General features: G+C 60.1%; 23 protein-coding genes and 1 tRNA gene. 13 read left to right on the top strand and 11 right to left on the bottom strand.

Annotated features, from left to right (window positions below; all coding sequences use genetic code 11):
* Window positions 1-152: 152 nt before the first annotated feature.
* The gene (locus LVY71_RS13065; protein ID WP_235100308.1) at window positions 153-878 is read right to left on the bottom strand and encodes an outer membrane protein; all 726 of its coding nucleotides are present in this window, start codon (window positions 876-878) and stop codon (window positions 153-155) included.
* 494 nt (window positions 879-1,372) lie between these two features.
* On the opposite strand from LVY71_RS13065, the gene LVY71_RS13060 reads away from it, so the two are divergent.
* Complete coding sequence (locus LVY71_RS13060; RefSeq protein WP_235100307.1) at window positions 1,373-1,864, top strand: single-stranded DNA-binding protein; 492 nt, start codon at window positions 1,373-1,375, stop codon at window positions 1,862-1,864.
* Window positions 1,865-2,119: 255 nt separating this feature from the next.
* Entirely contained in the window at window positions 2,120-4,837 is a 2,718-nt protein-coding gene (gyrA, locus tag LVY71_RS13055; protein ID WP_235100306.1) for a DNA gyrase subunit A, read from the top strand.
* Window positions 4,838-4,883: 46 nt separating this feature from the next.
* Here the strand turns inward: gyrA and LVY71_RS13050 are convergent, their stop codons facing one another.
* The gene (locus LVY71_RS13050; protein ID WP_235100305.1) at window positions 4,884-5,138 is read right to left on the bottom strand and encodes a hypothetical protein; all 255 of its coding nucleotides are present in this window, start codon (window positions 5,136-5,138) and stop codon (window positions 4,884-4,886) included.
* 164 nt (window positions 5,139-5,302) lie between these two features.
* Here LVY71_RS13050 and coaD point away from each other — a divergent pair, with 164 nt between their 5' ends.
* The 6 genes from coaD (at window position 5,303) to tgt (ending at window position 9,610) form a co-directional block, all read left to right on the top strand.
* On the top strand, window positions 5,303-5,803 hold the full coding sequence (gene coaD, locus LVY71_RS13045) for a pantetheine-phosphate adenylyltransferase (RefSeq protein WP_235100304.1): 501 nt from the start codon (window positions 5,303-5,305) through the stop codon (window positions 5,801-5,803).
* Between the two features lie 23 nt (window positions 5,804-5,826).
* Window positions 5,827-6,369, top strand: a complete 543-nt coding sequence (locus LVY71_RS13040; protein ID WP_235100303.1) for a peptidylprolyl isomerase — start codon at window positions 5,827-5,829, stop codon at window positions 6,367-6,369.
* 27 nt (window positions 6,370-6,396) lie between these two features.
* On the top strand, window positions 6,397-6,840 hold the full coding sequence (locus LVY71_RS13035; protein ID WP_235100302.1) for a UCP034077 family protein: 444 nt from the start codon (window positions 6,397-6,399) through the stop codon (window positions 6,838-6,840).
* Window positions 6,816-7,283: a peptidylprolyl isomerase gene (locus LVY71_RS13030; RefSeq protein ID WP_235100301.1), complete on the top strand. Its 468-nt coding sequence runs from the start codon at window positions 6,816-6,818 to the stop codon at window positions 7,281-7,283. The genes LVY71_RS13035 and LVY71_RS13030 overlap by 25 nt, the downstream gene beginning before the upstream one ends.
* A gap of 100 nt (window positions 7,284-7,383) precedes the next feature.
* Complete coding sequence (queA, locus tag LVY71_RS13025; protein WP_235100300.1) at window positions 7,384-8,460, top strand: tRNA preQ1(34) S-adenosylmethionine ribosyltransferase-isomerase QueA; 1,077 nt, start codon at window positions 7,384-7,386, stop codon at window positions 8,458-8,460.
* Between the two features lie 16 nt (window positions 8,461-8,476).
* Window positions 8,477-9,610, top strand: coding sequence for a tRNA guanosine(34) transglycosylase Tgt (gene tgt / locus LVY71_RS13020; RefSeq protein WP_235100299.1), 1,134 nt, complete (start codon window positions 8,477-8,479; stop codon window positions 9,608-9,610).
* A gap of 13 nt (window positions 9,611-9,623) precedes the next feature.
* Here tgt and LVY71_RS13015 read toward each other — a convergent pair whose 3' ends face one another.
* Complete coding sequence (locus LVY71_RS13015; protein ID WP_235101491.1) at window positions 9,624-9,839, bottom strand: hypothetical protein; 216 nt, start codon at window positions 9,837-9,839, stop codon at window positions 9,624-9,626.
* Between the two features lie 227 nt (window positions 9,840-10,066).
* On the opposite strand from LVY71_RS13015, the gene cysK reads away from it, so the two are divergent.
* Both cysK and LVY71_RS13005 read left to right on the top strand, forming a co-directional pair.
* Window positions 10,067-11,047: a cysteine synthase A gene (cysK, locus tag LVY71_RS13010; protein ID WP_235100298.1), complete on the top strand. Its 981-nt coding sequence runs from the start codon at window positions 10,067-10,069 to the stop codon at window positions 11,045-11,047.
* Between the two features lie 2 nt (window positions 11,048-11,049).
* Window positions 11,050-11,295: a BrnA antitoxin family protein gene (locus LVY71_RS13005; protein WP_235100297.1), complete on the top strand. Its 246-nt coding sequence runs from the start codon at window positions 11,050-11,052 to the stop codon at window positions 11,293-11,295.
* A 1-nt stretch (window position 11,296) separates the two neighbouring features.
* On the opposite strand, the gene LVY71_RS13000 is transcribed toward LVY71_RS13005, so the two are convergent.
* On the bottom strand, window positions 11,297-12,223 hold the full coding sequence (locus tag LVY71_RS13000) for a glycine/sarcosine/betaine reductase selenoprotein B family protein (RefSeq protein WP_235100296.1): 927 nt from the start codon (window positions 12,221-12,223) through the stop codon (window positions 11,297-11,299).
* A 111-nt stretch (window positions 12,224-12,334) separates the two neighbouring features.
* Between LVY71_RS13000 and LVY71_RS12995 the strand changes: the two genes are divergently transcribed.
* Window positions 12,335-12,514 (top strand): hypothetical protein, encoded by a 180-nt coding sequence (locus LVY71_RS12995; RefSeq protein ID WP_235100295.1) that lies wholly within the window; start codon window positions 12,335-12,337, stop codon window positions 12,512-12,514.
* Between the two features lie 32 nt (window positions 12,515-12,546).
* On the opposite strand, the gene LVY71_RS12990 is transcribed toward LVY71_RS12995, so the two are convergent.
* The 4 genes from LVY71_RS12990 to LVY71_RS12975 form a co-directional block, all read right to left on the bottom strand.
* Window positions 12,547-12,798 (bottom strand): hypothetical protein, encoded by a 252-nt coding sequence (locus LVY71_RS12990; RefSeq protein ID WP_235100294.1) that lies wholly within the window; start codon window positions 12,796-12,798, stop codon window positions 12,547-12,549.
* A gap of 103 nt (window positions 12,799-12,901) precedes the next feature.
* Window positions 12,902-13,948, bottom strand: a complete 1,047-nt coding sequence (locus tag LVY71_RS12985) for an NHL repeat-containing protein (protein ID WP_235100293.1) — start codon at window positions 13,946-13,948, stop codon at window positions 12,902-12,904.
* A 75-nt stretch (window positions 13,949-14,023) separates the two neighbouring features.
* Window positions 14,024-14,099: transfer RNA gene (locus LVY71_RS12980), tRNA-Lys, on the bottom strand.
* Window positions 14,100-14,662: 563 nt separating this feature from the next.
* Window positions 14,663-17,317 (bottom strand): glycosyltransferase, encoded by a 2,655-nt coding sequence (locus LVY71_RS12975; protein WP_235100292.1) that lies wholly within the window; start codon window positions 17,315-17,317, stop codon window positions 14,663-14,665.
* Between LVY71_RS12975 and LVY71_RS12970 the strand changes: the two genes are divergently transcribed.
* Complete coding sequence (locus LVY71_RS12970) at window positions 17,307-17,447, top strand: hypothetical protein (RefSeq protein ID WP_235100291.1); 141 nt, start codon at window positions 17,307-17,309, stop codon at window positions 17,445-17,447. The genes LVY71_RS12975 and LVY71_RS12970 overlap by 11 nt on opposite strands.
* 65 nt (window positions 17,448-17,512) lie before the next feature.
* Here the strand turns inward: LVY71_RS12970 and LVY71_RS12965 are convergent, their stop codons facing one another.
* Complete coding sequence (locus LVY71_RS12965) at window positions 17,513-18,070, bottom strand: beta-1-3, beta-1-6-glucan biosynthesis protein (protein WP_235100290.1); 558 nt, start codon at window positions 18,068-18,070, stop codon at window positions 17,513-17,515.
* Window positions 18,071-18,412: 342 nt separating this feature from the next.
* Between LVY71_RS12965 and LVY71_RS12960 the strand changes: the two genes are divergently transcribed.
* Entirely contained in the window at window positions 18,413-19,948 is a 1,536-nt protein-coding gene (locus LVY71_RS12960) for a glycoside hydrolase family 17 protein (protein WP_502797600.1), read from the top strand.
* Here LVY71_RS12960 and LVY71_RS12955 read toward each other — a convergent pair.
* Window positions 19,908-20,288 carry a hypothetical protein gene (locus LVY71_RS12955; protein WP_235100289.1) on the bottom strand — a complete coding sequence of 127 codons (381 nt, stop codon included), beginning with the start codon at window positions 20,286-20,288 and terminating at the stop codon, window positions 19,908-19,910. The two genes, LVY71_RS12960 and LVY71_RS12955, sit on opposite strands and share 41 nt — an antisense overlap.
* Window positions 20,289-20,358: 70 nt before the next feature.
* The gene (locus LVY71_RS12950) at window positions 20,359-21,501 is read right to left on the bottom strand and encodes a hypothetical protein (protein WP_235100288.1); all 1,143 of its coding nucleotides are present in this window, start codon (window positions 21,499-21,501) and stop codon (window positions 20,359-20,361) included.
* Between the last annotated feature and the right edge of the window lie 53 nt (window positions 21,502-21,554).

Raw genomic sequence — 21,554 nt, 5'->3', positions numbered from 1 at the left:
AGAACGAGGATGGATTTCCAGTCCCGTTCCAGCGTCATCAACGATTTGCTGTGTGGACGGCATTTGATCGTCAAAAAGTCGACCTGCAAGCAAAAAGGCCGGCTCAAAGAGCCGGCCTTTCCGTAATCCTGAGAAGCTCAGGTCTGCGAAGATCAATACTTCGCGACGACCGGGCCACCCCAGTTGAAGTGATAGTTCACGCCAACCTTCACAGTGTGAAGATCATCCTTGTAGCTGAGAGACTGCGGAAGACCGCCACCGGTGTAAGCAACGTTGGTGGTGTCGAAGTTATAGTACTGGTACTCAACCTTCGCCGACCAAGCGGGGGCGAACATGTATTCCAGACCACCGCCGACAGTGTAGCCGGTCGACTGGCGATCAGTAACCGCCGGCAGGAAGCCAGCGGTTGCAGCGAGGCCAGCATCATCACGGAACGCGACACCGCCCTTGGCGTAGATCAGGCCCGGACCCCAAGTGTAGCCGAGGCGGCCGGTGACCGAAGCGAGCCAGTCAGACTTGTCACGAAGAACATCGAAGCCATCGGTGAAGCTACGATCGTTGTTCGACAGGCCGCTGATCTGGCCTTCGATACCAACCAGCCAGTTCGGAGCGAACTGGTAGTCAGCGCCGATCTGACCGCCGCCGAGGAACGCTGCGTCCCGGTTGCTGCCGGAAAGCAGCGGATCGGTGGTCGCGAACCCATCATCACCACCGAAAGCGGCGCCGATGTGCGCACCGACGTAGATGCCGGTCCAGTTGTAGACAGGCGCGGCATAAACCGGCGCCTTGGTGTAGGTACGTGCCGGCAGGTCAGCAGCGACCGCCGAAGCAGTACCGAGGGCAACGAGTGCCACGGTGCCGAGCAAAAATTTCTTCATCTTCTCTTCTCCAGTTTTAGGCCTGCTTCGATTTTTCGAAGCAGTTTGTCCAACGCGCGAACGCAATGGGATTCTCGATTTCGTGGTCGGAATATACGCGGTCCTGCGGAAAAAGCCGTCTCCGAAATGCAACAGTCGAAAGCGAAGTGAAATCCTCTAATGCAAGGAATTGTTTGAGATATTTGACCTTTTGGTTCCATGATTTCATCACGGTTTGGACACATTTTCGGGAACCCGATTCAACAATGTTTTATGCATCAAAGGGTTCCCTCTCAGGTTCCGCTTGCACGAGAACAAAAAGAGTACGTATTATGTCTCGGATTTAGATGGGTTGCGTGTGGATAACCGGCGGCCCGGCGTCATTCGCTCGGACGGGAGAGTATAGGGTCATCTTGGAAGCGGGCGCACTCCCGGTTGGGATCGTGCTCTCGCGAACATAAATCCTTACAGATTCGGAGCGCGCCGGATTCGGAGCGCGAAAGTGGAGAACAGCCATGGCGGGAAGCGTCAATAAAGTCATTCTGGTTGGAAATCTTGGCGCAGACCCTGAGATCAAGCGCACGCAGGATGGCCGCCCGATCGCCAACCTCAGTGTTGCGACATCTGATACCTGGCGCGACAAGAACACCGGCGAGCGGAAAGAAAAGACGGAGTGGCATCGCGTGGTGATCTTCAGCGAAGGCCTTTGCAAGATTGCCGAGCAATACCTGAAAAAGGGCTCCAAGGTTTATCTTGAAGGTCAGTTGCAGACGCGCAAGTGGCAGGACAAGGATGGCAAGGACCGCTATTCGACCGAGGTCGTTCTTCAGAATTTCAATTCCACTTTGACAATGCTCGACGGCAAGAGCAGCGGTGGCGGCTCGTTTGGTGCTGAAGAAGGCGGCGGCGATTTCGGATCTTCTGGACCTTCGCGCTCGGCGGCGCCGCGCCGTGTGGCAGCCGGCGGCGGCGGCCGTGACGACATGAACGACGACATTCCATTCTGATCGTTTGTTTTCATAATGCGGGTGCAAAAGCCGGTGAGATTTTCACCGGCTTTTGCGTGACCATGATCATGTTGGTGCGTCTCCGCACCACAAACATTCCGGTGCAGAGAATGCGCCCTTGAATCGATTTAGAGCGGCCATCTAAATATCTGATAAAAAAGAGGTTTTTATCTCGTTTTCGAGCGGTGAGGTGGTTGGCGTTGGCCAGCGAAATGGCCTATATAATAACTGTATTTCGCACCCAGGATTCGCACGTTGGCTAACCAAGAAGATCCGCCGTCCGGCCCGCCCGAGACGGTCGATATCCGTCCCGTTTCGATCACGGATGAGATGAAGCGCTCCTACCTCGATTACGCCATGAGCGTGATCGTGGCGCGGGCGCTGCCGGATGCGCGCGACGGTTTGAAGCCGGTTCACCGCCGCATTCTTTATGCGATGTACGAGAACGGTTTCGAGTGGAACAAGCCGTACCGCAAGTCTGCGCGCACCGTCGGTGACGTGATCGGTAAGTATCATCCGCATGGCGACCAATCGGTCTACGATGCGATGGTCCGCATGGCGCAGGACTTCTCCATGCGCGTGCCGTTGATCGACGGGCAGGGCAACTTCGGTTCGGTGGATGGCGATATGGCCGCCGCCATGCGTTACACCGAAGCCCGCCTGCAAAAGGTTGCGCATTCGCTGCTCGACGACATCGACAAGGACACCGTCGATTTCCAGCCGAACTACGACAGTTCGGAGCGTGAGCCGAAGGTTCTGCCGGCAAAATTCCCGAATCTGCTCGTCAATGGCGCGGGCGGTATCGCGGTCGGCATGGCGACAAATATTCCGCCGCACAATCTCGGCGAAGTTATCGACGCCTGCATCGCGCTGATTAACGATCCCGCGCTTGGCATCGACGATCTCATGGGCATCATTCCCGGCCCCGATTTCCCGACTGGCGGCATTATCCTTGGCCGCCAGGGCATCCGGGCCGCCTATCATCTCGGCCGTGGCTCCATCGTGATGCGCGGCAAGGTGAGCATCGAAACGATCCGCAAGGACCGCGAAGCGATCATCGTCTCGGAAATCCCGTATCAGGTGAATAAGGCGAGCATGGTGGAGCGCATCGCCGAGCTGGTGCGCGAAAAGAAGATCGAAGGCATTTCCGATCTGCGCGACGAATCCGACCGCGACGGCTACCGCGTGGTTGTCGAGCTGAAGCGCGATGTCGTGCCCGAAGTGGTGCTGAACCAGCTCTACAAGTTCACGCCGCTCCAGACCAATTTCGGCGCCAATGTCGTGGCGCTGGATGGCGGCCGTCCGCAGGTGATGAACCTCAAGGACCTGCTGACGCTTTTCATCGCGTTTCGCGAAACCGTGGTCTCGCGGCGCACGAAGTTCCTGCTCAACAAGGCGCGCGACCGCGCCCACATCCTGGTCGGTCTCGCGATCGCCGTCGCCAATATCGACGAAGTCATCCGCGTCATCCGCACGTCGCCGGATCCGAACACCGCTCGCGAGACCCTGATGGCGCGGGACTGGCCCGCCAAAGACGTGGCGACGATGATTCTCCTGATCGACGACCCGCGCCATCGCGTCGCCGAAGACGGTACGGCCCGGCTATCGATGGAACAGGCCAAGGCCATTCTCGACTTGCGGCTGCAGCGCCTGACGGCGCTCGGCCGCGAGGAAATTTCGGATGAGCTCGACAAGCTCGCGGTGGAGATCGCGGATTATCTCGACATCCTGCGCTCGCGCGCGCGGATTCAGTCGATTATCAAGGACGAGCTGGTCGCGGTAAAGGATGAGTTCGCCACGCCGCGCCGGACCCAGATCATCGATCAGGAAGGCGAGGTCGAGGACGAAGACCTCATCCAGCGCGAGGATATGGTCGTTACCGTTTCGCACGCGGGCTACGTCAAGCGTGTCCCGCTGTCGGCTTACCGGGCGCAGAAGCGCGGCGGTAAGGGCCGTTCCGGAATGCAGACTCGCGACGAGGATTTCGTCAGCCGGCTGTTCATTGCTTCGACCCATACCCCGGTGCTGTTCTTCTCGTCTCGCGGACAGGTCTATAAGGAGAAGGTCTGGCGTCTGCCAATGGCTGCGCCGAACTCGCGCGGCAAGGCGCTGATCAACATCCTGCCGCTGGAGCAGGGTGAGCGCATTACCACCATCATGCCGCTGCCGGAGGATGAATCGTCGTGGGGCAACCTCGACGTGCTGTTCGCCACGACCGGCGGCAACGTCCGGCGCAACAAGCTGTCCGATTTCGTCGATGTGCGCCGCTCCGGCATTATCGCCATGAAGTTGGAGGACGGTGAATCCATCGTTGACGTGCAGATCGCCACGGAGAACGACGATGTGCTGCTGACCGCTGCAGGCGGTCAATGCATCCGTTTCCCGGTCACCGATGTGCGCGTGTTTTCCGGCCGCACATCCATGGGGGTGCGTGGTATCGCGCTCGGCGAAGGCGACAAGCTGATTTCGCTGACAATCCTGCGGCATCTTGAGGCTTCGTCTGACGAGCGGGTGGCATATCTGAAAATGCGCCGTGCGGTTGCGGGCGAGACAGCGGCTGAAGAGACAGCGGAGACGGATGCGGAAGAAACCTCGGCATCAGTGCAACTCAGCCAAAATCGTTATGTCGAGATGTCGGCCGCCGAGCAGTTCGTTCTCACGATCAGCGAGAATGGCTACGGCAAGCGCAGTTCATCGTTCGAATATCGCACCACCGGCCGTGGCGGTAAGGGTATCGTTGCGATGTCTGTCAACAACCGCAACGGCAAGCTGGTGGCGTCATTCCCCGTCGAGGACAGCGACCAGATTATGCTGGTCACCGATAAGGGACAGCTCATCCGCTGCCCGGTGGAAGACATTCGCATCGCCGGACGATCGACGCAGGGTGTAATCGTCTTCGATACGGCAGAGGACGAGCATGTGGTCTCCGTCGAACACATCACCGATGAGACCGAAAACGGCAACGGCGGCTAAAGCCGTGATCGCCGCGCTGACTGACCCGGACTCCGCTTCCGCTGGATTAACTGCGGTCGGTACTGACGACACGCACCGGCTGAATCGTCGTTTTTGAATTGCTGCGGCGCAGACAGGATACGTCGATATTCGGCCAGTTCTGACCCGCACAAGCATCGCTAAGGGCTCGAATCGGCAGCCGGTCTGCCTTGGTGAGTGTGTGGGGTACGCTCGCCTCCACCGGAGGCGCGAAGCTCGGCAGAAGAGTGATGGCGGCTGCGGCAAAGGCGGCAATCGTCACGGCTGCAATAGCTTTGATCATGTCCGTCCCCTGTGTAGATGGCCTCTGCGGCCCGCTTGCAGGGAAGACGCCTGAAACCCGTGAAAGGTTCACGGGACGTTAAAAATATGGTCTTCCGAAACTGGACCGGCCTGTGGAACCGGATGCGCTTGCGGCGCTCGCCGGGCCGGGGTAGGAGGGGTGCCATGTCTCGTGTCGCACTTTACCCGGGGTCGTTTGACCCTGTTACCAACGGCCATCTGGATGTAGTGCGACAGGCTTGCAGTCTGGTCGACCGGCTGATCGTGGCGATCGGTATTCATCCCGGCAAGGCACCGCTGTTTCCCGTGGAAGAACGGCTGGAGATGGTTCGCGAGGTTTTCGCGCCTATCGCCGCCCATGCCGGCTGCGAAATCGATTGCGTCACTTTTAGCGATCTGACGGTGACGGCCGCACAGCGGGCAGGCGCGACGATCCTGATTCGCGGGCTGCGTGACGGGACTGATCTCGACTACGAAATGCAGATTGCCGGCATGAACCAGACGTTGATGCCGGAAGTTTACACGGTTTTCCTCCCAGCCTCAGCCACCGTCCGCCCGATCACCGCCACACTGGTGCGTCAGATCGCGGGAATGGGGGGCGACGTTTCGCATTTCGTGCCCAAGGCGGTGGCCGCGCGCCTGAAGACAAAGTTCGCCGGCAAATAACTTTCCTCTGATCCGGAGTAGTCATGATCCGCATCCTCGCCGTTCTCGCGGCTTTCGCTTTTGCTACGCCCGCCTGGTCTCAGGCGCTTCCAGCCGGTCTCGACAAGGCCAACGCCATTGTTATCGACACCACCAAGGGGCGTGTGATCGTCAAATTGCGGCCGGACCTCGCTCCGCAGCATGCCGAGCGCATCAAGCTGCTGGCGCGCGACGGCTACTACAACAACGTGCCGTTCCACCGCGTGATCGAGGGCTTCATGGCGCAGACCGGCGACGGTCAGCGTTTCAATGGCACCGGCGGCTCGAAATATCCGAACCTGCCTGCGGAATTCTCCAACGTGCCATTCAAGCGCGGGATTGTGGGTATGGCGCGTTCGAGCGAACCGAATTCGGCCAACTCTCAGTTCTTTATCATGTTCGCCGACGGCAGCTTCCTGAACGGTAAATACACTGTCGTCGGTGAGGTCGTATCCGGCATGGATGTTGTGGACAAGATCAAGCGGGGCGAACCGGTTCAGGACCCCGACAAGATGGTCAAGGTCCAAGTCGCATCTGACATCAAGTAACGGAAATCATTCGACAGCGAGGGAGCGATGCCGCGGCTGCGAGGCATGGTTGTTTTCGGCGCGCCCCTCGCCATATTGCTCTTGGTGGAATCTTCCTGCGCGCGCGCGGAGGAAAATCCTGCCAACACCGTTCAGGAGATGATTGCGAAACTGAAGCAGTGCTGGAAACCGCCGGCACTGCCGCGTTCGAGCCCGGGAATGGAACTTACGGTGCTGGTGAGTTTCACGCGTCATGGCGAGATATTCGGTCATCCGAAAATTGTCCATGAATCCCCGGATGCCCCCGATGATGACCGGCTGCAATACCGGCTCGCGCTCATGAAGACCTTGGAATCATGCACGCCGATGTCGTTGACCGATGGCCTCGGTGATGCAGTCGCCGGACGCCCCTTCAGGATACGATTTGACGGGCGCAAACGAACTCCCAAACCGACAGAGAGAACAACATGGCTGATACCGAAAATACTCTGATCCTCGAAACCACCCAAGGTCCTGTGACCATCGAGATGCGTCCCGATCTCGCGCCGGGTCACGTCGAGCACATCAAGAAACTGGTCCGCGAAGGTTTCTACGACGGCATCGTGTTTCACCGCGTCATCGAAGGTTTCATGGCACAGACCGGCTGCCCCAATGGCACTGGCACGGGCGGCTCCAGCTACCCGAACCTCAAGGCCGAGTTCAACAAGGAGCCTCATGTGCGCGGCACTGCGTCCATGGCGCGCGCGGCCAATCCTGATTCCGCCAATTCGCAGTTCTTCATCTGCTTCGATGACGCTGCCTTCCTCAACGGCCAGTATACCGTTTGGGGCCAGGTGACGTCGGGCATGGAGAATGTCGACAAGATCAAGCGCGGGGAGCCGGTGAAGAACCCGGACAAGATCGTCAAGGCGCACATCGCGGCTGACGCCGCCTGACCGGCGTTATAATCTCAATTTGGTTGATGGCCCGGCGTAGCCGTTCGAAGAACGGCGTCGCTTTCGCTCGCCTGTGTCCGGCCATCGACATTTGAGCATCATGCGCACCGATCTTTTCGATTTCGAGCTTCCAGAAAGCAACATCGCGCTGCGGCCGGTCAGCCCGCGTGATGCAGCGCGTATGCTTGTGGTGATGCCGGATCAACCGCTGGCGGACGCCGTGGTTCGCGATCTGCCGAACTACCTCAAGGCCGGCGATCAGCTTGTGGTCAATGACACCAAAGTCATCCCGGCTCAGTTGTCTGGCCGTCGCATTGGCCGCGAGACCGAGCCAAAGATCGAGGCCACGCTCATCAAGCGTCTCGACGGTTCGCGCTGGCAGGCGTTGGTAAAGCCGGCAAAGAAACTGTCCGAAGGCGATAATATCCGTTTCGGCAATGAAGGCCGCGTTTGTCTGCTCGGCAATCTGGACGCGCGAGTCGAACGCAAGGGCGACAATGGCGAGGTGACGCTGGCGTTTTCCTTCCACGGTCCGGTGCTTGATCAGGCCATTGCGGATGTCGGCGCGCCGCCGCTGCCGCCTTACATCGCTTCGCGCCGCACCCCGGACGAGCGCGACACGACGGACTATCAGACTATGTTCGCGGTCAGCGAAGGCGCGGTCGCGGCTCCCACGGCAGGGCTGCATTTCACGCCGGCGCTCGAAGCCGCATTGCGCGAGCATGGCGTTGGTCTGCATCGTGTGACCCTGCATGTCGGGGCAGGGACGTTTCTGCCGGTGAAGGCCGACGACACGTCCGGCCACAAGATGCATGCGGAATGGGGTACGGTCTCCGCCGCGACAGCGGATGCCTTGAATGACGCGCGCGCCAAGGGCGGTAGGGTCGTAGCTGTGGGAACAACGTCATTGCGCCTGCTCGAGAGTGCCGCAGCGGATGATGGGAAGATCCAGCCGTTCAGCGCAGAGACCGCGATTTTCATCATCCCTGGCTACAGGTTCAAAGCTGTTGATGTGCTGATGACCAATTTCCATCTGCCGCGCTCGACGCTGTTCATGCTTGTGTCGGCCTTCAGCGGGCTGGAGACCATGCAGCATGCCTACGCCTACGCCATCGCAACGGGCTATCGTTTCTACTCCTACGGCGATGCGTCGCTGTTGTTTCGCAAGCCGACCTGACCCATAACGTCGCCCGATGACCGTTTCCAACCATTTCAAACTTCAGGGCCGTGACGGCGAAGCGCGGACCGGCGAATTGACCACGCCGCACGGCGCGGTGCGCACGCCTGCCTTCATGCCGGTCGGCACGGCGGGCGCAATGAAGGGCATTCACTGGCGCGACATTCGCGAGGCGGGCGCCGACATCGTGCTTGGCAACACCTACCACCTGATGCTGCGGCCGGGTGCCGAGCGCATCGCAGCGCTTGGCGGGCTGCAAAAGTTCACCACATGGAACGGTCCGATGCTGACCGACTCCGGCGGCTTTCAAGTCATGTCGCTCGCAAAAATTCGCAAGGTGACTGAGCGTGCCGTGACTTTCAGTTCGCACATCGACGGCACCAAGGTGGAATTGTCACCCGAACGCGCCATCGAGGTGCAGCGGCTGCTCGGCTCCGACATTGCCATGCAGCTCGACGAGTGTGTACGGCTGCCGGCCAACCATGCTGAGATCGAGCGGGCGATGCAGTTGTCGATCCGCTGGGCGGAGCGCAGCAAGCGGGCATTCGAGACAACGCCTGACGGCTACATGCTGTTCGGTATCGCGCAGGGCGGAGATATCCCTGAGTTGCGCCGGGAGAGCGCCCGTGCGCTGATCGACATCGGCTTTCATGGTTACGCGATCGGCGGACTGGCTGTCGGTGAGCCGCAGGCCGTCATGCTGGCGATGATCGAGGAGGTGGCGCCGATCCTGCCAAAGGATCGTCCACGCTATCTAATGGGCGTCGGGACGCCCGATGACATGCTGGAGGCGATCGCGCGTGGCATCGATATGTTTGATTGCGTGATGCCGACCCGAAATGGCCGGCACGGCCACGTCTTCACACGGTTTGGCGTGATCAACCTGCGCAATGCGCGGCACGCCGACGACCCGCGTCCGCTGGACGAAGAGAGCGGCTGGCGCTCCACCAGCGGCTATTCACGTGCTTATCTGCATCACTTGGTTAAGTCCGACGAGGCCCTTGGCGCGATGCTGCTCTCGGAAATCAATATTGCGTACTATCAGAGTTTGATGCACGACGCCCGTGCCGCCATCGCGGCTGGGACTTTCGACGATTTTCGCGCAGTGACTCGTGAGAGATGGTCGCGTGGCGACATTGCGCCGCGCTAGAACAATTCCGAACTCAGTTACAGGCGATGATCCGCGTCGAATGTTTCGTGACGAATCCATACCCGCAATTGTCGCAGGTCCAGAGATAACTGATCACATCGTCGGAGAGAAAAGCTGACGCCTCGGCGGCAACCATGGAGTTTGCGCAGACGGCGCAGAAAGGCCGGTCGGCAATGCGCGGGGGTAACCGTGATGGTCTGGTCGACAGAATTTCAGCAAGTGCTGGCATCGTGACCTCCCTTACAAACTTGGGCGCGCCCGCACTATAGACCGGAAAGTTTGAAAATGTCGCAACACAAATACGTTCCTTTTGCGAAATCCTGTTTTGCGATGCAATGCATCTCGTGATGCGATTGCCTCTTGCGCGCTCTATCGCTGCGCCTCTTAATGCTGAAGCTGCTCGTTTTGCAATATTATTCTCGATGCCGCGCATTTGACTGAATTCGGAGAGCAATCATGGATACCAAGACCACCCCCGCCGCGCAGACACATCGGCCCGGACGCGGCCGGGTTTACGACAGCATCGTTGATGCATTCGGTGATACGCCGATCGTGAAGCTGCGCCGCTTGCCGGAGCAGAACGGGGTGAAGGCGACGATTCTCGCCAAACTTGAGTATTTCAACCCTGCCGCAAGCGTGAAGGATCGGATCGGCGCGGCGATGATCATCGCGATGGAAAAGGCCGGGGTCATCAATCAGGATACCGTTCTTATTGAACCGACCTCCGGCAACACCGGCATTGCGTTAGCGTTTGTTGCCGCGTCGCGCGGCTACCGGCTGAAGCTTGTGATGCCGGAATCGATGTCGATCGAGCGCCGCAAGATGCTCGCGTTCCTCGGCGCGGAGATCGTTCTCACGCCGGCGGCTCAGGGCATGAAGGGCGCGATTGCCACGGCTGAAGAACTGATCCGCAGCACGCCCAATTCCGTGATGCCGCAGCAGTTCAAGAACCTCGCCAATCCGGAGGTTCACCGCCGCACCACGGCGGAGGAAATCTGGAACGACACCCACGGTAACATCGATATTTTTGTTGCGGGGGTCGGCACCGGCGGCACTATCACCGGCGTGGGGCAGATTCTGAAGCCGCGCAAGCCGTCGCTCCGCGTTGTCGCCGTCGAGCCGGTGGAAAGCCCAGTGCTGTCGGGCGGCCAGCATTCACCGCACAAGATTCAGGGCATCGGCGCAGGTTTCGTGCCTGACATTCTCGACCGATCCGTGATCGACGAGATCGTCAAGATCGACAGCTCCACCGCCATCGCGACATCCCGGGCGCTGGCGCGCATGGAGGGCATTCCGGCCGGTATCTCATCCGGCGCAGCCATCGCGGCGGCGCTGGAACTCGGCAAACGGCCGGAGAACGCCGGGAAGACGATTCTGGCGATCGTCCCATCGTTCGCGGAACGCTATCTGTCCACGGCGCTGTTTGAGGGAATTTGACGATGGCTTCACCTCCGAGACGGCCCCGCACGCTGAGCGACGCCAAGACCGAGGCCGAGGCGGCGTTCAAGGCGGCGACCAAAAAGGAGCCGGAGGCCGTTCCAAAGAAAGCTGCGATTCCGGGTATAAAGGAACTGGTGTCGATCCGGATCGACCAGGAGGTCCTTGAGCATTTTCAGGAGGATGGTCCCGGTTGGCAGGAGCGCATCAATGCCGCGCTGCGCAAGGCGGCGGGGATGGCGGAGTAGGTCAGGCGACGCGATTGGCGCGGGCGGCTTCCTTCTGCGTGTCGAAGTCGCGCCGCCGCCGGGCAAGATCCTCCGGAGACATGCGCTCGACGTTGTTGTAGTCGAGTTTCCAGGAGGCGTCGGCGCTCCAGCGCAGCGGCGATTGCACGGTTGTCTGCGGGCTCGGCGCACTTTCCAGAACTTTCAGCGCCAGTTCCAGCGTGAAAGCCTGTGATGCGACGTCGTGAGGTTTGCCGGCGGAATTGCCCAATGGAAAATCGCTGAACATGAAGCGTGGAACGGCGGCGTGTTCGACGATGTCCTTGGCGCAACCCATCACCACAGTCGGGATGCCGTTGGTTTCGAGATGGCGCGAAACGAGCGCCGTCGTCTGATGGCACACTGGACAGTTCGGCACGAGGACCGCGACATCGACGTGGTCGGCGTTGCATCGCGCCAGAATATCCGGCGCATCCGTCTCTACGGTGACGCGATAGCTGCGATTGGTGGGCGCGCCGAAGAAGCGCGGCGCCACGGAACCGATACGGCCTTGCGCGGCGAGGCGATGAAGCTGCGCCAGCGGAAACCAAGTGTTCATGTCAGTCGCGGACGTATGCGCGCGATCGTAGGCGATGTGGGAAATGCGCAGGTCGTGCTGCTGGGACGTATCGCCGTCGTAGACCTGATAGAATTTCGCGCTGCCGTTATAGGCTGCGCCCGGACCCTGATCGCCCTTCGTGGGATCGAACCGTGCCGCGGTTGTTATGATTGCGACGCGGGATGCCGCCAACGGCTTTTTCAGCGACTGGAACGGAGCGGCGATATTGTGCGCCCAGCGATAAGGTGTGTCGTAGCCGATTGCGAGATAATAGTCGCGGGTCCGCCGCATGTAAGGAACGGGCACGTCAAATTCGCTGGGGGCTTCCTGGAGTGGCGGCGAGTCCGTCATGGTGTATCGTCCTGAAATCGAACGAACCAGACGTAGCAGATGCGTCGGGGGTCAGCCATATTCAAGAGAAGATGCCGGCTATCCCGGCTCTGCCGGTAAGGAAACAACCCGATGACGGGCCCGAAGAAAAAAGACAAGGCCAAGACCAAGAGTGGCGGCAAACCAAAGCCACCCAAGGATCCGACCAAGGATGCGCCGTTCAAGGTTGATCCGGAAAGCAGTGATTTCGCGACGCCCCGGATCGATCTCAGCGAGGACGAACTGAAGGAACAGGAAGACCGCCTGTCCTAACGCGCAAATGCGTCGCATACAAAGATGGAATGTCAGAGCGCCGCGAGGTCCGAAGGAACGCTGCCAAAGGCCTTTAGCAGCGTGGCGTCTCTGAAATCGCCCGTCATGGGGTCACCGGAGCGGGTAAAGGCGAGCGCTCCTATAACGCCCTCGCTCCTTGAAAGTGTTTCGGCCCGCCGTATCGCGCTGGAGGCACTCTGAAACTCTTCCGCTGCTCCGGCTACGACACTGCCTTCATCGTCCGTGCTGAAGGGGAGGGCAACGTAGTAGGAAATGTCGGCCATCACGTTCAGTCCTCTTCATGACGTAGCTAGAATGTTCTCTTTTTGTTCCAATGTCAATGGAAGAGACCGCTGAGGCCGTGCCATGCACCTCCCGCGCCGCGCCCTAGCTCTCATGAAACGAATAAATCTTGATGCCGAATTCGGGATTGCACACGGCAAGATTGTTGTCGTGAATGGCAAGGCCCTTGGGACCGCCTTCCATTTTGTTTTCCGCATTCACTTTCTGAAAAATCGAATCCTCGCCGACGGACACTTGCAAGGCAGTCGGCCGATTCCACTTCATACGAAAGCGGCCTCTGCGCGGACTGTAAGCGCTAAAGAAGTTTCCTCCGGCATTGGTCACGACGAGGTGGTTGGTCCGTGGGGTAAATGCGACTGAATGCGGACAACGCAACTGATCGTCAGCGATAATCGATATGGGTTTGGGGCCAAATCGCAGCCTGCCCATTGTGCGCAACGTGTTGCGTCGGCTGAAAACACTGACGGTGTTGTTGCCGTGGTTGGCGACCGCGAGCCACGTACCGCACGGTGAGAAAGCCAGTCCATCGGGGTGAACGAGGCTCGGATGCGTCAGCTCGAAATCCGGCGTCACGGCGAAGCGTACCGGCGATGAAGAAACCCTCGGATAGAACGAAATGCTGTTCGTGATCAGATTGCACGCGGCGAGACAATCGTTGTAGGGCGGAACGAATGCGACGCCGTCGGAAAACGAGAGCTTCGATGTCTGACCGCTGATCTCGAAAATTCGTTCCGGCGCGAAGTCGTCGCGCGTTTCGTCCACGCGATAGAGCGGAATGGCCCCGGTTCGCTGGGCGATGGCCATCAGTTCAATCGGCCCGCACATGGAAAAGGAAAGATCGTGCGGATAGTCGAGCCCTTCAAGCCTGCGATATGGCGTGTCTTCAAAGAGTCCATTGCTCTGTCGGCGGAACAGCAGCACCGCATTTGTATCCGCTGTCGCGACGCCCAGCGTGCTCCCGGATGTCGAGAAGGCCAGACCCTCAAACCTCTCTGATTTGCCGGTCGGCGCGAGATGCTGAAGCGGCTTTTCACTGATTCTGAGATTGCTGGGGGACAAACGGAACCCGCGGTTTTGATCCTGATTGACCTCCCACAATAAACGGCCTGCCGCGTGCAGCAAGCAGCCCACGGTTCATCCATTGTCACGAGACCTTGCAGGCGCAAATCGGCGCCCTTGAGTCTCAATCTGCTTGTTTGATTTTGTTGGTGAGCGCGGAGGGACTCGAACCCTCGACCCCATGATTAAAAGTCACGTGCTCTACCGCCTGAGCTACGCGCTCACGTGTGGGGGTGTGTAGGTGGAGGGTCGGTGCGGGTCAAGTGCAGCGTCCTAGGGCTCGCTTCGGAAACATCCGAGAATCGAACGAGTTGCTCTGTCCCGTGCTCAGATTCTAGCTGGCAGGCTGTGCACAATGCCGGGAGCGCCCTCAATTCATGAACGAAAGACGAACATTGCGCTGTATCGATTCGATTGCGCTTGAATTGGGCGTCTCTTGTGGAATCTGCGCCCCTTCAGGCCGATGAAGACACCGATGGCGCTGGTGATGGGCGATTTCTGCGACTGGAATTTCTCGGTAAACGCCGAGAAACTGCTTCAGGATGGTACGAGCGCTGCAACTGAATGTGGCTCAGCAGAAGGATGTCCGTGCCAGGATCGCCGCAACCACCCGTCGGGCGATATGCAGACGTTTCCCGGCAACCGGGCAGGCGCGTTTGCGGCCAAGTTCTGCAAGCTGGAGGAACGCGTCAGGCTTGAGGCCATGATCGGGCGATTGCGTTCAAGTAACCCGTGTGTTGGCGTCCGAGAGAAACGGCACGAGCAACCGGCAAGCTCGGGCCGGGATCAGTTCGCTTCCGGCCGCGCATCTGAGGTGGCCGGCTGCTGCGCCGTAACGGCCGGAGTTGCCTCGCGGCGAAGCCCGATCAGTTCCGCTGCGCGGATCGTGGAGTTGCGCCAGAAGCTGAAGTCGTTGATCCGCGAGTTCTCGAGAATCGCGATGGCAACGGCCGACAAAAATGGCAGGCTCTGAAGCACCAGCACGCCCGCAAAGATGTCGATCTCGCGGACTTCCTTTTGATTGAAGGCCACGAGCACGATAGCGCCGATGATCAGGAGAATGCCGATCACCGCTTCCCAGAACGCCTGAAACTCCACCGACATGCGCGAGAGGCCGCCCTTGGAGGTGCGCGCGAACGGCAGGTGGTCGGTGATCAGGCCGTTGGCCACGGCGCGCGAGACGGTCCACTGCACCGACATCGCTGCAAACATCGCCCCCAGCATCTGGCCGACTTTCACCGGCACGCGGAGGCGGTAGAGGATCAGGAAATGCGACATCGAGACCACGAAAGCGGCGATGATCGGCAGTGTCAGAATCTTGTCGGGAATAGCGATGTCGGCGAACGAGACGATCGGCACCCAGATCAGGTTGAGGATCGCAACGACCACGCCAAGGCTCTCGGCGCCGAGCCAGTTTAGCCAGCCGAGTGCGAATTCACGCTTTTGATCCGGTGAAAGCCGGCTGGCGTTTGGTAGGAATCGGCGCCAATGTTTCTTCACGATCTGGAAGCCGCCATACGCCCAGCGGTGACGCTGTTTCTTGAACGCTTCGTAGGTGTCCGGCAGCAGACCGAAGCCATAACGCTTGTTGGTGTAGTGCGTCAGCCAGCCGTGTTCGACTATCGCGAGGCCGAGATCGGTGTCCTCGCAGATGGTGTCGCCGGCCCAGCCGCCCGCCATGTCCATCGCTGCGCGCCGGATCAGGCACATGGTGCCATGGACAATGATCGCGTTGGCTTCGTTCCGCTGCACCATGCCGATATCGAAGAAGCCGGCGTATTCGCCGTTCATGGCGTAATGCATCAGCGAGCGATCACCGTCGCGGTGATCCTGTGGCGCCTGCACAAGGCCTACATACGGATCGGCGAAGACGGGAACAAGATCCTTGAGCCAGTCCGGTGTCACCGTATAGTCGGCGTCGATGATGCCGATGATCTCGGCGTCGGCCGCGGTTCGCGCCATGGCGATCTTCAGCGCCCCGGCCTTGAAGCCTTCGACCTTTTCGGCGTTGATGAAAATGAAACGTTCGCCCAGCGCGCGGCAATGGTCCTGGATCGGCTGCCAGAAGGTCGGATCCGGCGTATTGTTGATGATCACGACGCATTCGAAATTCGGATAGTCCAGCCGCGACACCGCATCGAGGGTCAGTTTCAGCATCTCCGGCGGTTCGAAGTACGCCGGAATGTGAATTGAAACTTTCGGAAAGAAGCCTTCGTTGGCTGTTGGTGCGTTGCCGATCAAACGCGCGGGCTTGCGTCCGAATGCGATGGTGGCGATTTCCTCGATCCGGGCCATCGCAATCAGAACAAGCGGCACAAGAAGAATCAGACCCAGCGTGAGCGCAAAGGCCGATCCGAAGACGAAATAGTGCGTGTTCCAGTACGCGAACACGGTGGCGAACCAAGTGCCTACGCCGCATGCGGCGGTCGCCAGAACGATTGATTGCAGAACCGTCGGATGAGCAAGGCGCAAGATAGGAAGCGACAGCAAAACGCCAATCAGCAGGGCGATGCCTGCAATCTTCCAGTAATCCTGATCGACAATGGGGCCGGTCCATGCGAATTTCGGCTCGCGAGACGCATTAAGAATCCCCCAGTAAGGGCCTACGCCACCTTCGAAAAATTTCCACGGCTGATCGATCGCTTCGACGATATTGTAGTCCATGCCCACAGCTTCGGCGCGGGTCACGAAATTCCGCAAGACGGAGGCCTGTTCGAATGCGCCTGGAAAGGCGTTCTTCAGGTTGTAGCCGGCACTCGGCCAGCCAAATTCGGCAATCACCACCCGCTTGCCCGGGAAGCCGGTCCGAAGAAGCTGGTAGATGTACATGGCCTGATCGACGGCCTGCTTGTCGGTGAAGTTTTCCCAGTACGGCAGGATATGCGCGGCGATGAAATCGACGGACGAGGCGAGCTGCGGATTGTCGCGCCATATGTTCCAAATTTCACCCGTAGTTACAGGAACATTCGTCTGCTTCTTGACGCGTTGGATCAATTCGATGAGGTCTTCGACCTTTTGCTCGCCGCGGTAGATGGTTTCGTTGCCGACGACGATCCCGATGACATTGCTGTTGTGCTTGGCCAGATCGAGAGCTGCAGCAATCTCGCGCTCGTTCCGTTCCACGTTCTTGTCGATCCATGCGCCGACGGTGACCTTGAGGCCGAATTCGTTGGCGATGGCGGGGACCAGTTCCACGCCGCCCGTGGAGGAGTACAGACGGATGGCTTTGGTGAGCGGAACCAGCTTTTTCAGATCGGCGCGAATTTTCTCGGCGTTCGGGATGTTGTCGACGTCAGGATGCCCGGTCCCCTCGAACGGAGCATAGGACACGCTGGGCAGCATTCCATTGAAGTCTGGGGCTTTCTGCTCGTCCCGCAGAACGCCCCAGAGGGCGGCGTGGGCAGCGGTAACGCAGAGGAGAACAGCGACGATGGCGCGCATCAAGAAAAACCATACGGGGCCAAACGTGGCAGATCGCGAACCTGTCCCCTCGGTTCGGCAGCGTCAGAAGCTTTGGCAGCTTATCTATGCTGCGCAGCTTAACAACTCATATGGCGACATGGCCTTTTGAGGGCGCAGCCGGAAACCAATGGAAATTAAGCCGATTCGTTCCGGTCTGGTGAAACCGCGACCGGCTTATTTCGCTGGTGCAGCCGGCGCGGGTGCTGCTGCCGGGACAGGCGGCGTTGCAGTCGCCGGAGCGGCTGGCGGGGGCGCGGAAGCGGCGGCCTGCGGCTGGGCGGCGGGATTGATCCAGCAGGCATGGACGCGGCCGTTGAGGGTTTCGGCGACCTTGGGGTCGATGGTGGCGCCAAACCGCACGACGCAGCGGAACGTCGCCTGGATATGGCCGCCTGGGCATCCGAAACGCTCATAGAGATCGAGATGGCGGAAGGCCGTATCGAGATCGTCGCGCCACATCAGCCCGACGACGCGCCGGCCAAGCCAGACGCATTCGGGATTTCCGGCAGGGCCATTGATCGCCTGCGCGGCTTCGACGAATTCGTCCGCCTTGCGCTGGCTGTCCTTGGCGGCAGCATCCCCCGGGGTGGCCTGCTGCTTGGGAGCATTGTCCTGAGCGCGGCTGTCGCCGCTCTGGGCGATCGCGGCGCCGATCCCGATAAACAGCGCCAGGGCAGGGATGGCGACGCGCTGAAAAACTGCAACTCGAAACCCGGTACGAACCCGACGCATGAAATCCCCAATTGATTGTGGGCCGCACACCTCAGCGCGGCGCCACATGGATGCCTTCCTATTGCGGCGGAAGATAGCCTTACCGCAACTGCCTGATTCCCATGAAGGACATTTATGTTTTTGTCCAGCAAGGCAGAAGTCTGGCGCGTTTTTTTGGAACGTGTGCGACGAGAAGACCGGGGTCTGCTGCCCGCAGGGGTCTTGGCAGACCGTCAGCGACCGGTTATCGACGTGCCTCCCTGGAGGACGGATCCCATTTCCCTACGCACGCCGCTGGCCCTTCTCGTCATTTCCCTGAGTGCGATTGCCGCGGTGTGGTGGTGGCTGGCCACGCCGATCATCTTGGCGCGCGCGCCGATTGACCCTGCCGCCAAGCTCGAATGTGTCTCCTATGCCCCGTTCCGGGGAGCCCAGAACCCGCTCGAGCCGGGACTGGTGATTGCTGCCGAACAGATGGCAGAGGACTTTGCGCAGCTCGCCAAGGTCACCGGCTGCATTCGTACCTATTCTGTCGGCAACGGGCTGGACCGGGTGCCTGAGCTCGCGGAAAAGGCTGGCCTCAAGGTGATGCTCGGTGTCTGGATTGGCACCAATCGCACCGACAACAAGACCCAGATGGAAACCGGTATTGCGCTAGCCAAGAAATATCCGGGCACCGTTACCGCCTTCATCGTCGGCAATGAGGTTCTGCTACGCGGTGAAATGACGGCGGCCGATCTGGTAGCGAACATCCGCTACGTGAAGTCCAAGGTCGGCCCAATGCAGGTCACCTACGCGGACGTTTGGGAATTCTGGCTCAAGAACCGCGATGTTTACGACGCAGTGGATTTCGTCACCATCCATATCCTACCGTACTGGGAGGACTTTCCGATTCGGGCGCGCTACGCCGCCAATCATGTGGATTCAATCCGCAAGCGGATGGCGGTGGCATTTCCGAACAAGGAAATCCTGATCGGCGAGACCGGTTGGCCGAGCGCTGGCCGCATGCGGGAGGGGGCATTGCCCTCCCGTGCCAATCAGGCCCGCGTGGTGTCTGAAATTCTCCAGATGGCGCGGGAGCAGAAATTTCGCGTCAATCTGATCGAGGCCTACGATCAGCCTTGGAAGCGGATGTGGGAAGGGACCGTCGGCGGTCACTGGGGATTGTTCGACGCGAACGGCGACCGTGCGCTGAAATATCCTGCGGGCGAACCGATCACCAATTTCCCGCGCGCGAAGATCTACGCCGCCGCCGGCATGATCTTCTCCGCGCTTGTCTTCGGCGTGGCGCTGTTGACCCTGCGCCGCAGGCCCTGGTCGCCCCGATTGAGTTCATGGCTGACGGTGGCGATCTGCGCCACCGCTGGCGGCGCGCTGCTCGGTGTGGCGTACGACAAGATGGTGGTGGAAAGCCTTGGCATCGGCGGCTGGACCGTTGGCATCCTGCTGTTCGGAGCCGCAATCCTGTCGCCGCTGGTCGTCGCCAATACGGTGATGTACGGCCGCGGGCTTCCGACATTCCTCGAGCTTCTCGGGCCGAGCGGTTATCGCACCGGCTCCCGCATGCAGACCATTCTCGGAATTGTACTGCTTGTCACGACGGCGCTGGCAACCCAGACGGCGCTCGGGTTCGTGTTCGATCCCCGTTACCGTGATTTCCAGTTCGCGGCGCTGACCATGGCGATCGTGCCATTCCTGCTGCTGACGGCGCTCAACAGGCCAACGACCGGCGCGCGTCCGATCACCGAATCAGTCTTTGCTGTTACGCTTGCGCTGTCGGCGATCTATGTCGGCTTCAACGAGGGACCGGCCAACTGGCAGTCGCTCTGGACCTGTGGGTTGTATCTGCTGCTGGCGCTTACGCTGTCGCGGGCGCGGGTCGTGCGAACCCCAGGATAAGCAGCGCGATCGCAACGCCCGACAGGCCGATATTGTAGAGCACGATCCCGAAGCACGCTGCCACCAGCCCTGCGGTGAGGGTGACGATCGATGGGCGGATCACATGCAGCAGCGCGATGATCAGCGCGGCTATTCCGAACACGTAGTGCTTGAACAGGTAGGTCATGAGCAGCCGTGTCTTGCACAGCATCGTCTGCAATCCCGCCTCGCATTCGAGCCTGACCTGCGCAAATTCGATCGCCATGTAGCGCAGGTAGAGGGCGTATCCGATGGTGAGAAATCCCACGATCAGAATCCATTGGACCTGATAGGGCGTCAGTCTGAACGGCTCTTTTTTCATGCGTCGAATATGGTTCGGATCGAACGGCGATACAACCCAAACCTCACAGGCGAATCCGCGCGAACCGCGGCTATCGGCCGCCGAAAAATGAACTGAATGAGGAGGTTTTTGGTTTTTCTTCCGCAGCTTCTCCCCGCGACCGGCTGCGCCGTTTCGGACGCTGTACCGGACGTTCTTCGGCTGTGGCCTTTTCCTTTTCGGTTACGGGCTTTTCGCTGCTCAGGCTCAAGCGCTGGCCCTCATAGACCGACGTCTCGCAGGCGCGGTTGCTTTCGGTCAGGAGACCAGCGCAGATTTTTGCAGCTTCGGCGGCATCCGCCAGCGGCCCCGCAACCAGCCGGAGCTGCATTCTCAGACCGTCGGTCCGCTCCTTCACGACAATGATGGGTTGCAGTGACGCGAGATGCTGCGCGTTGGTCTTGATTGCGCCACGCCACACCGCGCGAAGGCCCTCGATGGATTTGGCTGTGCCGAGATCGACGCCGAATTCGGTGCGGCGCACGATGCCGGCCGAAGGCAGGTCACTGGTTGCCGGATCTGGCGGTATAGCAGCGGTTACCGTTGGCGCAGCCGATTCATCGGTGGCAGGCGTCTCTGCTCTCTGCTCGGCGGGTTTGGCGGGCGCGGGCGGAGTTGCCGCGGCGACAGTAGCGACGGGCGCAATCTTGGGAAGCGGCGCGGGGGGCTCGGCTTTTGTCTCTGCGGCACGGGTTTCGGATGGCCGCGAAGGACCGATCGGATCGGCCTCGGCCGATGGTACAGGTGATACTGGTGTGGCGGCCAAAGCCGAAGGTGGCGTCGGCTGCGCGGTTGTCGCGGGCTCAGGCTGCCGGGATAGTGCGCCGGTTACCGAGTCCAAGCCCTGCTCAAGGACGGTCACGCGTGTATACAGCCGGTCGCGGTCGGCGTTGAGGACTTCGACCGCCGCCGCAAGTTCACGCGCCTTGTTCTGGCTTTCCTTTGCGATCCACTGCACCTGCTGGGATTGCCGCGCGAGTTCTGCCGCCGCCGTTTGATCCCGGTTGATCGCTGCCGGCGAACGTGTTGCGAGGATCGCGACCACCAGGGCCGCCACCGAACCCGCGCCCCAGGACGCCAGACGCCACATCGAGCGCCCGTCGAATTCATCCTCCTCCGCAAGGAAACGATTGATCCAGCCGGCTCCATCGTCGTCCGGCAGATCGTCACGGAATTGGTTGCGATCCTTGGCCATGGTGCGTCGGCCCCTCCCGTAGCCCCGCGAATCATTGGAGAAAGATTAACAGA

It is taken from the genome of Bradyrhizobium sp. G127 (assembly GCF_021502575.1).
Taxonomy (GTDB): domain Bacteria; phylum Pseudomonadota; class Alphaproteobacteria; order Rhizobiales; family Xanthobacteraceae; genus Afipia.
This window is presented reverse-complemented; position numbering and strand designations above follow the sequence as displayed.